This window comes from Cellvibrio sp. ARAG 10.3 (assembly GCF_051846955.1).
In the GTDB taxonomy this organism is placed as follows: domain Bacteria; phylum Pseudomonadota; class Gammaproteobacteria; order Pseudomonadales; family Cellvibrionaceae; genus Cellvibrio.
This window is the reverse complement of record NZ_JBPYCU010000003.1, coordinates 1-14,864: the sequence shown is the minus strand read 5'-3', so window position 1 is coordinate 14,864 and position 14,864 is coordinate 1. Positions and strand designations below refer to the sequence as shown.

Annotated in this window: 12 protein-coding genes and 1 pseudogene; 8 read left to right on the top strand and 5 right to left on the bottom strand. The window is 51.3% G+C overall.

What is annotated here, in order from left to right; genetic code table 11:
- Positions 1 to 219 precede the first annotated feature (219 nt).
- The 3 genes and pseudogenes from ACSV5M_RS04795 to ACSV5M_RS04785 all read right to left on the bottom strand — a co-directional run.
- Positions 220 to 1,821 (bottom strand): annotated as a pseudogene (locus tag ACSV5M_RS04795) (PHP domain-containing protein); the annotation flags it as partial.
- On the bottom strand, positions 1,821 to 3,335 hold the full coding sequence (locus tag ACSV5M_RS04790) for a Y-family DNA polymerase (protein WP_439174457.1): 1,515 nt from the start codon (positions 3,333 to 3,335) through the stop codon (positions 1,821 to 1,823). The gene ACSV5M_RS04790 and the pseudogene ACSV5M_RS04795, both read right to left, overlap by 1 nt.
- The gene (locus ACSV5M_RS04785) at positions 3,335 to 4,090 is read right to left on the bottom strand and encodes a translesion DNA synthesis-associated protein ImuA (RefSeq protein ID WP_439174456.1); all 756 of its coding nucleotides are present in this window, start codon (positions 4,088 to 4,090) and stop codon (positions 3,335 to 3,337) included. Before ACSV5M_RS04785 ends, ACSV5M_RS04790 begins: the two co-directional genes overlap by 1 nt.
- 288 nt (positions 4,091 to 4,378) lie before the next feature.
- On the opposite strand from ACSV5M_RS04785, the gene aroA reads away from it, so the two are divergent.
- Genes aroA through ACSV5M_RS04770 form a run of 3 tightly spaced genes read left to right on the top strand, consistent with a single transcriptional unit; the run spans position 4,379 to position 7,968 of the window.
- A complete protein-coding gene (gene aroA / locus ACSV5M_RS04780; RefSeq protein WP_439174455.1) occupies positions 4,379 to 5,668 on the top strand; it encodes a 3-phosphoshikimate 1-carboxyvinyltransferase in 1,290 nt (429 codons plus the stop codon).
- Between the two features lie 31 nt (positions 5,669 to 5,699).
- Positions 5,700 to 6,191 (top strand): TIGR03546 family protein, encoded by a 492-nt coding sequence (locus ACSV5M_RS04775; RefSeq protein WP_439174454.1) that lies wholly within the window; start codon positions 5,700 to 5,702, stop codon positions 6,189 to 6,191.
- A gap of 10 nt (positions 6,192 to 6,201) precedes the next feature.
- Positions 6,202 to 7,968 (top strand): TIGR03545 family protein, encoded by a 1,767-nt coding sequence (locus ACSV5M_RS04770; RefSeq protein WP_439174453.1) that lies wholly within the window; start codon positions 6,202 to 6,204, stop codon positions 7,966 to 7,968.
- Positions 7,969 to 7,983: 15 nt separating this feature from the next.
- Here ACSV5M_RS04770 and ACSV5M_RS04765 read toward each other — a convergent pair whose 3' ends face one another.
- On the bottom strand, positions 7,984 to 9,258 hold the full coding sequence (locus ACSV5M_RS04765; RefSeq protein ID WP_439174452.1) for a DUF2254 domain-containing protein: 1,275 nt from the start codon (positions 9,256 to 9,258) through the stop codon (positions 7,984 to 7,986).
- A gap of 338 nt (positions 9,259 to 9,596) precedes the next feature.
- Between ACSV5M_RS04765 and ACSV5M_RS04760 the strand changes: the two genes are divergently transcribed.
- From ACSV5M_RS04760 to ACSV5M_RS04740, 5 genes are all read left to right on the top strand, one after another.
- Positions 9,597 to 9,911, top strand: a complete 315-nt coding sequence (locus ACSV5M_RS04760) for a DUF1016 N-terminal domain-containing protein (protein WP_439174451.1) — start codon at positions 9,597 to 9,599, stop codon at positions 9,909 to 9,911.
- A gap of 102 nt (positions 9,912 to 10,013) precedes the next feature.
- Complete coding sequence (locus ACSV5M_RS04755) at positions 10,014 to 10,331, top strand: hypothetical protein (RefSeq protein ID WP_439174450.1); 318 nt, start codon at positions 10,014 to 10,016, stop codon at positions 10,329 to 10,331.
- 190 nt (positions 10,332 to 10,521) lie between these two features.
- A complete protein-coding gene (locus ACSV5M_RS04750) occupies positions 10,522 to 12,360 on the top strand; it encodes a 3'-5' exonuclease (protein ID WP_439174449.1) in 1,839 nt (612 codons plus the stop codon).
- 170 nt (positions 12,361 to 12,530) lie between these two features.
- Positions 12,531 to 12,908, top strand: a complete 378-nt coding sequence (locus ACSV5M_RS04745; RefSeq protein WP_439174448.1) for a winged helix-turn-helix domain-containing protein — start codon at positions 12,531 to 12,533, stop codon at positions 12,906 to 12,908.
- The gene (locus ACSV5M_RS04740) at positions 12,905 to 13,513 is read left to right on the top strand and encodes a nucleotidyltransferase (RefSeq protein WP_439174447.1); all 609 of its coding nucleotides are present in this window, start codon (positions 12,905 to 12,907) and stop codon (positions 13,511 to 13,513) included. The genes ACSV5M_RS04745 and ACSV5M_RS04740 overlap by 4 nt, the downstream gene beginning before the upstream one ends.
- A 79-nt stretch (positions 13,514 to 13,592) precedes the next feature.
- Here ACSV5M_RS04740 and ychF read toward each other — a convergent pair whose 3' ends face one another.
- Positions 13,593 to 14,684, bottom strand: coding sequence for a redox-regulated ATPase YchF (gene ychF, locus ACSV5M_RS04735; RefSeq protein ID WP_439174446.1), 1,092 nt, complete (start codon positions 14,682 to 14,684; stop codon positions 13,593 to 13,595).
- Between the last annotated feature and the right edge of the window lie 180 nt (positions 14,685 to 14,864).

Sequence of the window (14,864 nt, the reverse complement as noted above, 5' to 3'; positions counted from 1 at the left end):
CACCAATCCGTCCGTGTCGTACCCTTTTAGTATCCTGCTCCGCTTCCACAAGCGTGAAAAGTGCGACAACTACTTCAGGCCTCCCATCGCAACCATGGGGAGTCCACGACGACAGATTCCTGTCCTAGCGTCATAAAAATTCGTAACCCATTGAAAAATATACGGTCGCTTGGACAACTCATGTGTCGTTTTTGGACAGCTTATGTGTCGTTTTGGACAACTCTTGTGTCGTCCGCTGAGCATACCCAGCGCCAGGACATCCACTTTCAGTAAACGCATGGCTTCGAGATCTTCCTTGTCCCATTGAATAATCGTCCTGTCCGGCATGCTCGCATTTTCCAGTGGCACCAGGTCGCTGATTTTGGTTTCGGAGATCACAAAGCCGCCGACATGCTGGCTCAGGTGCCGGGGGAAGCCGCGTATTTGTTGCACGAGGTTAAAGAAGTGCATCAATAACGTGTGGTTGACCTCGGTGCTGATAGATTCCACCTGCTTTTGCAGGTCTGTACTTTTATCCCACCAGGCAATATTTTTTGCCAGATGATCAATCAATGTTTCATCCATTCCTAACGCCTTGCCAACATCACGCACCGCGCTACGGCTGCGATAGGTAATTACCGTGGCGGCAATGGCGGCGCGTTCGCGGCCATATTTTTGATAAATATATTGAATAACTTCCTCGCGCCGTTGATGTTCAAAGTCCACATCAATATCCGGCGGCTCGTCACGTTCGCGTGAAATAAACCGCTCAAACAATACATTGATTTGTCCAGGCTCAATCTCAGTAATAAAGAGGCAGTAGCACACCACAGAATTGGCTGCCGATCCTCTACCCTGGCAAAGGATGCGCTGTTCGCGCGCAAACCGGACAATGTCATGCACGGTTAAGAAATAATATTCATACTGAAGATGTTCAATGGTCTCCAATTCATTATCCAGTAATTTTTCTGCGGAATCCGGCGCGCCATCGGGCCAGCGTTTTTGTTTTCCTTCATTGACCAGATGACGTAAATATTGGATAGGTGAACAGTTGTCGGGTACTAACTCGCGCGGATATTGATAGCGCAATTCGTCCATGGAGAAATTGCAGCGGTCTGCAATCACACAGGTCTCATTCAGTAATGCGGCGGGATACAACCTCGCCAGCTGGTGAAATGATTTTAAATAAGCCTCGCCATTCAGTTCCAACCGGGTACCCATTTCCTGCACGGGCGTGTTGTGACGAATGGCTGTTACCACATCTTGTAACGGTTTGCGTTCATTGCTGTGCATCAATGCCGTGCCGCAAGCCACCAAAGGAATATGCTTGTTCAGACTGAGCTGATGCCAGCGTTCAAAATCCCGTTGTTCGCCGCCATAAAATTGGTGGTTAATGCCAATCCATAATCGATTTTTAAAGGCGTTACCTAATTCCGTTGCCGTTGTATCCGCGATAGTTTCGTTGATATCCGCTAACCAAATCACCAGGCAATGGCGCAAGCGAAAACGCAGGTCTTCAAAATGGGCTTCGTATGCGCCTTTTTCCGCGCGCCGGCGTGCCAGCGTAATAAAACCGGACAACTCTGCATAAGCCATTTTTGAGGGTGCAATGGCAATTAATCGCATGCCGTTGGATAGCGTAAAACGGCTGCCAATAATCAGCTTTATGCTCAATTGTTCTGCGGCCACATAAGCCTTTACGATGCCAGCTAGTGAGCATTCGTCGGTGATGGCCAGCGCGTCATAACCTAATTCGTGTGCGCGATAAACGTATTCATCGGGATGCGATGCACCCGTTAAAAACGTAAAGTTGGTGATGGTGTGTAAGTGAGCGTAGCGCATCAGCTAAACACTCCCTGCACATACCATTGCTTATCGTAGAGGTTGAAAAAAATCCACAGCGAGACATTGTCCTGACGTTTCGCCAGATAGTAATCCCGTGCCACAGGTTCACGCCACCAATCACCGATGATCCGTTCCGGCCCCACCAAAGGCGCCAGGTAACCCTGCCAATACAGCCGCTGGCGGCGCTCTTCAATTAGCTCCGGGTTTTTGAGTAACCAACTTGGGCGTAAGCTGTGCTTATACATGTCGGGCAATGCCTGGCAGGATTTTTCTGCAAGCGCGAGGAAAACCTGGGTAAGTTCCGGTACGCGGCTATCGTAGTAACTGAGCTTATAAACTGCCCCATTACCTAACCGCGCTTTCAGCTTGGCGATAGTGACAGCAAAATCTGAGGATGAGGCCTTGCGACGACGGCTTTGATCCAGGTCGAGTATCTGGTTGCGGTTTTGCATTGGCAGCGTATCTTGGCAAAGCAACCTGATTGCATCCACCTCAAATGGCAACTCTTTGTTTTCAAACTGGATAAGCGTGAGGTCATAGAGCAATTGCCATTGGCTTTGCGGTAAATCACTGCTCACCGTCATATGTGCTTGGCGTCGATAGATATCCGTCATATGCCATTCAATGACGTGACATTGCTGTTGCCGCTTACGCAAGTAAGTGCCCAGCGAATTTAATAAATTTTCAAATGCCGGTTTTAGCTGATCCACAAGGGTAATCGGGTATTCAAAATGAATGGCTTCTTCGAACCATTCATCGGGCCGATAAATATCTCTGGGTTTATCAAACAAAGCGCTTTGTGAAAAATCCTGATCAATATCAAACAACTCGGCCAGCGTATCGGCAAACTCTTGTCCAAGGCGTTTCTTGAAACTGCGCAGGGATTTGTGCGTAATTTGCCGGGCAATATCACCCAGGGTGAAAAACCCCATGCGGGTTAACGAGGCTTGTGCGGCGGGAAAATCAAATAAAACATCTGTCGGCAACGCATTCAGTCGCTGGAGAAATTCCGGTCTGGTTTCCTCTCCGGTAATGACATGTTCGGCAAAGGAAAGTAGCCAGGCCGCTTTGGCCGAATGCGCCAGCCCAAATAAAAATTCATGGGGCGTTTGATTCAGGCATTCGGTAATCCGGTGCACAATGCCCGCAACACCGGAAAATAATTGCAGGCAACTGGAGATCTCCAGCAATAAACCGGACTGCGCTCTGGTGGGGCTGCAATAGCGATCAATATAGGGCGTAAAGTGATAGAGCTGTTCGGATAATTGGTGCAGCGCCTGTTGCTCTTGTGCGGGATGTCGCTCAAGGATCTCGCAGCCGCTGAGCAATTGCGCAGTGGTGATATCCATGTCCAGTTGCACCCCGGCGTGCTGCGCCGATTGATTGGCAAACACCACGCGCTTTTTATCGGCAATCACGACCGGTGTTGTCATTACATCGGGTTTAATTGCCGTTAAAGGCAGATCCGGCAGCCGAATAGCCAGCCATAAATGTGTAGACGTTGAGCGCATTACTGGCCTCGTAATGGCGTTACGCTGGCAAGCCGTTGAGGAGCCGCGTCGTGCGGCGTCGCCACTGTTTTTTCATCCAGAGCCGCGTAAGCTTGCGCCGGTTTCCAGTCATCCGGCAGTGGCAATAACACCGGGTGCGGCTGTTGTTTTTGCAGATAGCCCGTTTGTTTGAACAACGTAATTTCCAGCCCATCAGCCAGCAAACGGGCAAATAAACGTAAACGGGCCGGCGAACTTTGTTGCTGCGCCGCAGACGGGCGAAACATCACACACAAGCCGGTACCGTCAGAGGCCGAGAGTAAACATTTGCGCAATTCGGTATAACTGATGTTCTCCCGCGGTTGCCAGGCGAGCACCGCGCCGACGCTGGCGCGCGCCAGTTCGGTAAAGCAGCCAATAAAATGTTTTTTCTCCGCCGCATCGACCACCAACAAACGATCAAGATCAAAACCGGCCTGGATAAACGTTTGCGCAAAGGGAATGGCTGGCGGGTTAAGCAACACAATCAGCCCGGTTACCTGTAACAGCGCCGGGGTAAGCAACAGCCACTCACCCTGCATGCCCTGCTGGCACACTTCGATCAACGTCCCTAACGGCCACCCCTGATGCAATAACCGCTCATCCAGCAGCGCATGGCCAGTGGCCAGCGCCGTCCTGCCGGTAAAGCGCTGGGAGTGGCCCAGCCACATATCATCCCTGAGCAATAACTGCTCAAGCGAAGCGGTGGCTGGTTTGTCGGGGGCGGTGTTATGCATAACGGGCACAAGATAACTGTATTTATATACAGTATAGTGCAGAGGGTTGTGGGGGCGTCAATCGGGTTGGTTAGAACATTTGGGAGCATCCGTCGAGGGAGTCAAAAGGATAGAGACGAATCGTTGTTTGTCATAAAAAGCCGTAACCGATTCGCTGGTTAATGCCATCCGTCGCTGGGCCAGTTATCATGCACACTTCATTTTCATGCTAATTGCCGCCGGATGCCCGACATCCCGAGTGATTGCCCAAAGGTCACAAGACACAAAACACCAAAAGAAAGGTTCACAATGGAATTCCTCGATCTGCAACCCGCTACCCGCGCGCAGGGCGTTGTACAGCTCCCTGGCTCCAAAAGTATCTCCAACCGCACCTTGCTGCTGGCCGCTCTGGCGCAGGGCACGACCGAGATTCGCGACCTGTTGAAGTCGGATGATACCGACCGGATGCTGGAAGCCTTGCGTAGCCTCGGTGTGGGTGTGACCCAGATCGGCGAGCATGACTACCGCGTGGAAGGCAGCGGCGGTTTTCCTAATAAAGAAGCCGATCTGTTCCTCGGCAATGCGGGCACGGCGTTTCGCCCGCTGACGGCGGCGCTGGCATTAAGTGGCGGGACTTACAAGCTGCACGGCGTGCCGCGTATGCACGAGCGGCCCATCGGCGACCTGGTGGATGCCTTGCGTCAGATCGGCGCGGATATTACTTACCTCGTGCAAGAGGGTTTTCCGCCCCTGTTGATCAAGCCTGCCGAGATCGCCGCCCAAGGCACTATCAAGATTCGCGGTGACGTGTCCAGCCAATTCCTGACGGCGTTGCTGATGGCACTGCCCATGACTGGCAAGGAAACCCGTATCGAACTGGTCAGTGAATTAATCTCCAAACCCTATATTGAAATTACCCTGAAGCTGATGGCGCAATTCGGTGTGGTGGTAAAGCGCGATGGCTGGGAGCGTTTCACTGTACCAGCGGCGAATGGCTACACCTCGCCGGGTACGATGTTTGTTGAAGGTGATGCGTCCTCCGCGTCCTATTTCCTGGCAGCGGGCGCGCTGGGTCGCGGTCCTGTGCGCGTACAGGGCGTGGGTCAGAACAGTATCCAGGGCGATGTCGCCTTTGCAGATGCACTGGCAGCGATTGGTGTAAACATCACCAAAGGCGAGAACTGGATTGAAGCATCAGCACCGGCGTTGCCGTTAAAAGCATTTGACCGCGACTTCAATCATATTCCCGATGCGGCCATGACGCTGGCAGTGGTCGCACTCTTCTGCGACGGCCCGTCGCGCCTTACCAATATCGCCAGCTGGCGCGTCAAGGAAACGGATCGTATCGCCGCGATGGCAACCGAATTGCGTAAGCTGGGTGCGAAGGTGGAAGAGGGAGAGGATTGGCTGCGTGTGACGCCGGTCGAAAAACTTATTCCCAACGCAGCGATCGATACCTATGACGACCATCGCATGGCCATGTGTTTTTCATTGGCAACCTTTGGCGGTGTGCCGGTGCGTATCAATGATCCCAAGTGTACGGCAAAAACATTCCCCACGTATTTTGATGTGTTTATTGATGTGGTGAGTGAAAAATAGTTAGGACATGACTTCACTGGAGTGAGACCTTATGCTGACCCTGATAGCTAAAATCCTCAAAGTGCTGAACTCGGAAGCCTCGCCCTGGCAGATCGGTTGGGCCATCGGCCTCGGCCTGCTGGCCGGCATGTTACCCTTCGGCTTTCTCACGTTATTGATCCTGCTGATTGTGTGCCTGTTTACCATCAACCTTTCCACCTTTTTGTTGATGTGGGGCTTGTGCAGTGGCTTGATGTTTATCTTCGGTGGCGCACTGGAAGCCCTGACCTGGCAATACGCACAGCAGCCTGGTTTATTGCAGTTGTTAGCCTCCACAGAAACATTGCAGCTATTGCATTTGCATCACACCCTGGTGCTGGGTGCGTTTGTGCTGGGATTACTCTTACTCTTGCCGATAGCCTGGCTTGGTTCGTTGCTGGTGGCCCAGTACCGATTACGGGTGATGAGCAAATTGCAAAAATTACGGATTGTGCAAATGCTCAATGCGACCAAATTAGTTCAGCTGTATCAGAAATTACATTAAGGAGCCGCCGATGATCCGGAAATCGGGATGGTTAGTTTTTCTTGCACTGCTGGCGACGGTTTTATTGCTGGTCTATGTCTTCGCTGGTACGGCTATTCGCATTGGTATGGTGTACACGCTGGAAAAAGCGGTGGGCGCAGAAGTCAATATCGATGATGTGTCACTGAGCCTGTCACCCTTGGCGCTCACGATTGACGATTTGCAAATCACCAACAAAGACAAGCCCACCCACAACACTATCAGTTTCGCGAAAGCCAATGCCGCGCTGGAAGTCTGGCCAGCCTTGCTGGGTTATTACGTGGTGAATGATTTATCAATTGACGGTTTGGCTTACGGCACTGAGCGCCGTTCACCGGGAAAAGTGTATCGCGGTGAATTGGCTGAAGAGAGCGAACGCGTTGATCTGGCAGAAGTCCTGCAGCTGGATTTGCCCGGTGCCGATGAATTAATGGCACGCGCGAACCTGCAAACCGAAGCCAAGGGTGAGGCGTTACAGGAACAGGCCAGCACGCAGAAAAAGCAGCTGGAATCGCTGAAGTCGCAATTGCCGAATAAAGACAATCTGGAAAAAATCCAGGCCGACATCAAAGCGCTCACCGACAGTAAAATTGAAAATGCAGCAGACCTCGCCGCCAAAACCGAGCAACTGAAAAAACTGCAAGACACTTTAAAGGCCGAACGCGATAAAGTTCGGCAGGTGAAGCAACAATTAACCGAAAGCCGCGATCAACTGGAAAATGCCGTCACCGCATTGCGCGATGCCAGTGCGGCGGATTGGCAACAGCTGCAACAATTAGCCAATATTGGTGAAGGTGGTTTGGCCCCGATCAGCCAGATTTTACTGGGCGATGTGTGGGGGGATCGAATCGCGCAATTGGAAAGTATTTATCGCTTGGTAAAGCCCTACATTCCTGAAGATTTTGGCAAAGGTGATGCTGCTGAGGCCGAACCGGAACCCACCTTGCCCAATCGCATTTTGCCTTTACCCAGCCAGCCTTACCCGGATTTTCTGGTGCGGAATGCACGCATTAACTGGCTGATTGGCGGCGGTGAAGCGACCATCAGTGCGCAGGATATTACCGCGCAACACAACATCATCAATAACCCCACACGCTTTAACCTGGATGTGCAAGGCCTGCCGAAATTGGCCGCGTTTGCATTGAATGGTGATTTTGCCATTCGCGAACACATGGTCACCAACATGAAGTGGGATATGGATGGCTTTGCGCTCGACAGCATGGAGATCGGTGGGGGGGATAATGCACTCAACCTCGCAGCAAGTTTGCTCAACTCAACCGGCTCATTGAAGTTGGTGGATAATCAAATTGAGCAGCAGGCGCAGGTCGTGCTGCAGCAGCCAGAATTCAGTAGCAGCGGCAATAAATATATTCAGCAACTTGCAGGCTTATTGAATCAGCAAGCGCAAATTCCCTTGACCTTGGGCGCGACAGGTTTACTAAGCGATCCGCAAGTCAGTGTGCGTTCACCTCTGGATCGTTTGCTCGGTGATGCACTATTGGGCGAGGCCAAAGCAAAAATCGCCGAACTCGAAACCACATTGCGCAACCAACTGGACAGCAAGCTGCAGGAAGAACTGGGTGCGCAATCCGAATGGCTGGCGATGCTGAATCAGCAGGACGGCGAAGCAGATGCACTGCAAGGCAGCATTGATAATATGCTCAATGCGAAACTCGCCAGCGTAAAAGACAACGCTAAAGATCGGTTGAAAGACAGTTTGCGTGACCGCTTGGGTGGCGATAAGGCCAAGGAAGAATAATTAATCCTGCTCTTATCAATGCGCACGAGAATCTGACGGCTGCGTCAGATTCTCAACCAGTTTCTGTAATAGCTGTTTGTCCCCATCAAATTCCATAACCGTATTGGTTCGTTGCAGCGCTTGCTGGGCATGACGTCGAGCAATCTGCTGGAAGGGCGCGCCTAATTGCGCGAGCGCATCCAATGCCTTGTGCAAACGGATCTGCACTTCCAGCATGTTTACCCCGTCGCGTGCAATGGGCGTAAAAAAATCATCAAAAAATTCTTCAAGCTTTAATGGCGGCACAAATACCTGCGGATACTCAATGTGGCATTCGCTGTCCCCCATGTTCGGCTCTTTCCAATGACACAAAATACGCAGGCCCCGCCCGATAATTTCAATCGCCGTACCCGGATCATTAACCGCTGGCGATAAGGCGCGTGAAGCAATTTCGCTTAATACTGATAATCCAAAACGCGGGTCTTGATCAAAAGAGCGTTCGTTGGCAATAGAGAATGCGGATTGCAGTTTTTCCTGATCGAGTTCGTGTATACCTGCCACCCGGGCCAGCACCCGTTTAGGGTGAACAAAAGCGCCGGGTAAACTGGTGATGTAAACCCTGGCCTTCGCTTTTTCTGCCCACTGGGAAATAGCAGCCACATCAATATGCTGGATGTAACCTATTTTTTCTGTATACAAGGGCAGTGCATCGGCGGGTATTTGTTCCGCGTCTGCCAGTGGCGCAGCGCCGAGCCAAGGGTATTGAATGCGCTGCTGTACCGCTTTCAACGTTGCTTCCTCAACCCGCTCACTGGTTTCACCAACGCGTCCCAGATGCGACAAGTGTTCAATCCACAGCAACACAGTAGCGACAATTAAAGCAATAACGGCAAGCGTCACCACAAACAAAATCACCCGGCCTTCGTTGCCGTACACACCGGTGCTCAGCGCAGTAATTCCCACGAGACTGAATAGAAAGGAACCGACAAAAGTGCCCAACACATTCTGTGTCGTGGTGTCCTCCATCAGCAGGCGGGTCGCGCGCGGCGAAACACTGCTGGTAGCGGCGGTATAGGCCGCGACCATCACGCTAAGGGAAAAGGTGGTGACCGCCAGCATACTGGACGCCAGGATATTCAGGATATTGTCGACCGCATCCGCCCCGATCTTGGTCGACAGATCATCAGGAATCAGATGTTTAAGAAAGATCGCCGCCAGCGCAGTGATAACGGCCAGGATGGCAAAAAGCAGCGCACGTACCCATAACTTGCGGCTGAACTGCACAATGATCCAGCGCCATTTGGAAATCATATCCTGCTCCGTGGGGGAATGAAGTTACCCGCAGTATAGCCAAGGCGCTGGTTGTGATCTGTTGTGATTACACATTGTGCGGAGAGTTGTAATGCTCAGATACTTGCGCCAGCTCGCAAAACGGTTACTATCATCTACGGATATACCTAAATGGATGAACCATGGAGCAGACAGATAGCAACAAGCTCAATAGGTTAGCTGGCGTGACAGGTAAGCGGCTTATTAAAAGTAAATCTTCATATGGCCGATAAGCCGCCCATATCTGATAGTCCCTATAGCGCTATTGCTGCGATTATTGAGCAAGCGCGTGGTCAGGTTAAGCGGGTGGTCAACCTCAAATGGTGCAAGCTTGCTGGCATATTGGCCGATTGATTGGGGAACAAGAGCAACAAGGTCAGAAGCGCGCCGAATACGGCAAACAACAACTCCGACAGCTCTCCAGCCGACTACAGCGCGAATTTGGTAGAGGTTTCGACGTTACGAACCTACATGGCCTGCGCCAGTTTTATCCCTCCTTTCAAAAATGCGACGCACTGCGTCCCGAATTGAATTGGACTCACTATCGCACTTTAATACATTTAGAAAATTCAGTGGCTCGGGAATGGTATATCGCCGAGTCTGCTAACCAGTATTGGATCGCTCGCGCTCTTTAGGCGCTAAATCGGCATGCTTTGCGAGTTAAATTTTCTTAATCCAAACAGAAATAAATTGGCATATTTATGACCTACGAGCCCTCATTTCAGCTTACTCACACCATGACTAAACGGGTGGCGGAAATTTCTGAATTGATTGGTGCATGGAAAGCGGTGAATCACGGAGATCTGGTACCTGAGTTGCGGCGTGGTAATCGAATCAGGACGAGTCAGGCATCACTTGCTGTTGAGCAAAACACATTGAGCCTGGAACAAGTGACAGCGGTATTGGAGGGAAAGGCAGTATTGGGGTTACCGCGCGAGATCAGGAAGTCCGCAATGCGTTTGCGGCTTATGAAAAGCTGGAGCAATGGCAGCCTCAACAAGTGGAGGAGGCTATTACCCAACAACACGCTGCACAAACCTCAAAAACGCGGGTAAAAACTGAAGATCAGATCTTGGCTTTATTAAGTACACATGCGGAGCTGAGTTTGGCTGATGTGGCTGCGACTATTGGACGCTCTATGAGCGCTGTTGAACGCGCCGTTGCCAAGCTCAAGACCCAAAACCGCTTGACCTATGAGGCCCGAAAAAGGGTGGCAAATGGAAAGTAATTCGTCTGGACTAAAACATGGCTACAATCCTCCCCAACATTAATTCCAGCTCCACCAAAATGACTACCGGTGAGCGCCGGTTTGGTCAGCGGTTGGAGAAATTTCTGGAGGACGACTACCTCTGTTGGTTTGATGTGCCAGTGGGGGTTGCGCGGCGTTATCCGGATTTTATTATTCTTCATCCTGGCCGTGGCCTGTTGTTTTTGGAGGTGAAGGATTGGAAGTTGTCGACGATTCAATCCATGAATCACCAGACATTTACACTGCTGACTGCCCATGGTGTGGTGAATAAACCCAATCCTATTGAGCAAGCGCGCCAGTGCGCTTATCAGGTTGTGAATAAGCTGAAACGCGATAAAGCCTTGGCGCAACCTGAGGGCAAGCATCGGGGAGGATTGGTGTGCCCTTATGGGTATGGTGTGGTGTTTACCAACATCTCGCGCAAGCAATTGCAAAGTGCGTTGGGTGAGGAGGGCGAGTCGGTGTTGCCGGCTCACCTTGTGATTTGCCAGGACGAAATGCTGGAGAAGGTTGAGCAGGAAGAATTCCAGCAGCGTTTGTGGGCGATGTTTAATTACCAGTTTCCGCAAAAATTAAGCCTGCCGCAGATTGATCGAATTCGTGCGCATTTATTTCCCGAAATTCGCATCGGCGGTGTGGCTGGCGATTTGTTTGCAGAGCCTGCCGATGGCGATGCACAGCCGGTTGATGTACCCGACATTATCAAAGTCATGGACATGCAGCAGGAGCAGTTGGCGCGCAGTTTTGGTGAAGGGCATCGCGTGGTACATGGCGTGGCCGGTTCCGGCAAAACATTGATTCTCGGTTTTCGTTGTTGGTATCTCGCGCAAACCCAATCCAAACCGATTCTTGTGCTGTGCTACAACATATCTCTGGCAGCCAAGTTGCGCGCATTTATTCGTGAAAAAGGTATTGAGCAACAGGTGCAGGTATACCACTTTCACGATTGGTGCGGCCAACAGTTGCGCAGCTACAACATGGATTTGGTAGCAGGTGATGCGCCGGTCTGGGAGCGGCAGGTATTAAGTGTTATTCAGGGCGTAGAGCAGGGGCTTATTCCGCACGCGCAGTATGGCGCGGTGTTGATCGACGAAGGTCACGATTTTGAAGCGGAATGGTTGAAGCTGATTGTGCAGATGATCGACCCGGAAACCAATTCGCTACTGTTGCTCTACGATGATGCACAATCCATTTATAAGAAAAAATCCAGCTTGAACTTTACCTTGTCCAGTGTCGGCATCCAGGCCCGTGGACGCACCAGTATTCTCAAACTGAATTACCGCAACACCCGTGAAATTTTGCATTTCGCCTTCGACTTCGCCAAAGAGTTTCTACAAGAAAAAGAGGCCGATGAAGATTCGGTACCGCTGGTTAAACCGGAAATTGGCGGAAAGTCAGGTCAGATTCCGGTATTTCGTTTGTTGCCTAATCGCGCACAGGAGTTAGCGTTTATTCGCTCGTGTTTACAAAAATGGCATGACGCTGGCGTAGCCTGGTCAGAGATGGCGGTCATTTATTGTTATCACCGTTTCGGTGAAGCGCTGATGCATGAACTAAACCAACACGCTATTCCGAATGTGTGGATGGGCGATGCAAAGAATCGTCGCCAATACGATCCTGTTGCGGACAAGGTGTTGCTGGTGACACGTCAAAGCAGTAAAGGTCTGGAGTTTCCACGCGTGATCGTAGCAGGGTTGGGGGGATTAAAAAGCGCGCAGGAAACCATGCCGGAAGAGGCGCGCCTGCTATATGTTGCGATGACGCGCGCGCAGGAGTATCTGTTATTGACGGCCTCGGGGGACAATCATTACGTGCAGAGGCTGGTGGCGAAGTAGTGGGAGTGGGCAAGATGATGCTATTTTCGAGAGTGTAGTGCATCGGCCGTAATCACACTTTTTAAGCGTTAAGCCTCATCTGCCCAGGGGGTGGAGTCAAACAACTAGTGGTATTCATTAACCAAATAATGGTTTATATTAAACCCTGTTTGGTTAATTGGGGCGCTTTTATGTTTGTACTTAAAGGAGTTCTACGAGCCGAAAGCCAGGAAAAGATTCTACTTTATCTGTTGCTATGCGGCCCGGGTTACGGTGCGAGTATTGCCGAGTTTTATGCCGTACCGCAAAACCCGATACAGAAGCAGTTGGCTCGACTGGAAGAGGATGGTGTGATCGTCAGTCATCTGATTGGCAAAGTACGAAACTATGAGCTTAATCCGCGCTATCCATTTCTGGAGCCGCTTAAAGCTTTGCTGAAGTCTGCTGCCCAAGCCTATCCGGCGAAAATTATTAACGCTCTGCTGGTGCAGCGCACCCGGCCTCGTCAAGCAGGTAAACCGCTGCTACCAGTTCACGACAACGCTATAAATAGCGGAACAAAGAAGTGATAGATTTTAGCGATATTTCTATAACCGAATTGGCTGCCATTGTGGCCGAGCATCTTCAGCAACAGGGCATCGATGTAGTGTTAGTGGGTGGTTTGGCGGTAGAGATTTATACCCACAACCTCTACCTAACCAAAGACATCGATATGGTAAACACCAATTACCAGCGACCCCAAACACTGCACAAGGCTATGGCCGAGCTGGGGTTCAGCAAGCAGGGCCGTGTTTACGTAAATGCCACCACCGACATTACCGTTGAGTTTCCTCCGGGGCCACTCTCAGTGGGAAATGAATTAATTCGAACAACTACCGTGGCACAAATGGCCCACGGTAGCATTCCGATACTGCGGGTAGAGGATGTAATTAAAGACCGGTTGGCGGCATTTATTCATTGGGGAGACAGGCAGTCCCTTGTGCAAGCCACCGCGATATTGCTTACACACCAGCTCGCACCAGCAGCATTTCAGGATTTTTGCCTCAACGACGAGGCACGTAGTGAATATCAAATGCTGGAAACACTCTATCAATGCGCAAATCAAAAACAACTGACAACCATGGAGCAATTACAAACTGAGCTTGCGAGGGTGTTACTCGATGCGATGAAATAAAAAAGCCACTGATGTCAGTGGCTTAATTAAATTCCCCGTGATTTAACATCTTAGGGAGTTGAGAAAAGATTTTTCTACATTACACATTAAACAAAAAGTGCATAACATCCCCATCCTGCACAATATAATCCTTACCTTCCTTGCGAGCCTTACCGGCATTTTTTGCGCCCTGTTCGCCTTTGTATTCCACAAAATCGTTGTAGGAAATGGTTTCGGCGCGGATAAAGCCTTTTTCAAAATCGGTGTGGATGACACCGGCGGCTTGCGGTGCGGTAGCGCCGATGGGGATGGTCCAGGCGCGTACTTCTTTAACACCTGCTGTGAAGTAAGTTTGTAAACCCAGTAACTGATAACCGGCGCGAATTACGCGGTTGAGGCCGGGTTCTTCCATGCCCATCTCGGCGAGGAACTCGGCTTTGTCTTCACCCTCCAGTTCGGCGATGTCGGCTTCCAGTTTGTTGCAGATGGGGACGACAACGGCTTTTTCTTCGGCGGCGATCTTGCGCACCAGGTCCAGGTGCGGGTTGTTTTCAAACCCGTCTTCCGCCACGTTGGCGATGTACATGGTGGGTTTCAGGGTGAGCAGGTTGATTTCTTTCAGCAGCGCCAGTTCTTCTTTATCCAGGTCAAACGAGCGCAGCGGCTTGGCTTCGTTGAGGTGTGGCTGGATTTTTTCCAGCACGGCTTTCATGGCCATGGCGTGCTTGTCCTGGCCTTTGGCGGCTTTGGCGTAGCGGTTAAGGGCTTTGTCTACCGCTTCCAGGTCGGCCAGAGCCAGTTCGGTGTTGATCACCTCGATATCCGCCGCCGGATTCACGCCGTTGGCGACGTGGATAACATTGTCGTCGTCAAAGCAGCGTACGACGTGGGCGATAGCGTCAGTTTCGCGAATGTTGGCGAGAAATTTATTGCCCAGGCCTTCACCTTTGGAGGCGCCCGCCACCAGACCGGCGATATCTACGAACTCCATGGTGGTGGCGACGACCCGTTCGGGTTTGACGATTTCGGCCAGTTTGTCCTGGCGCGGATCGGGTACGGCCACAACCCCCGCGTTGGGCTCGATGGTGCAGAAAGGGAAGTTTTCGGCGCCGATACCGGCGTTGGTCAGCGCATTAAACAGGGTGGATTTGCCGACGTTGGGTAGGCCGACGATGCCGCAGTTAAAACCCATGGTGTGATTCCGTATGAAGATAAGGGCAGCGCGACGTGCGCCGCAAGAATGACAGGGGCGGGATTATACAGGCGCAGGCGGCGTGTCACTAGGTTTGGCTTTACCTGTAGATACCATCTCTCCGATACCACCACAAGCAACCCATCAGGCCGCTTGTGGTGAGTATGCTGTTTGATGCTT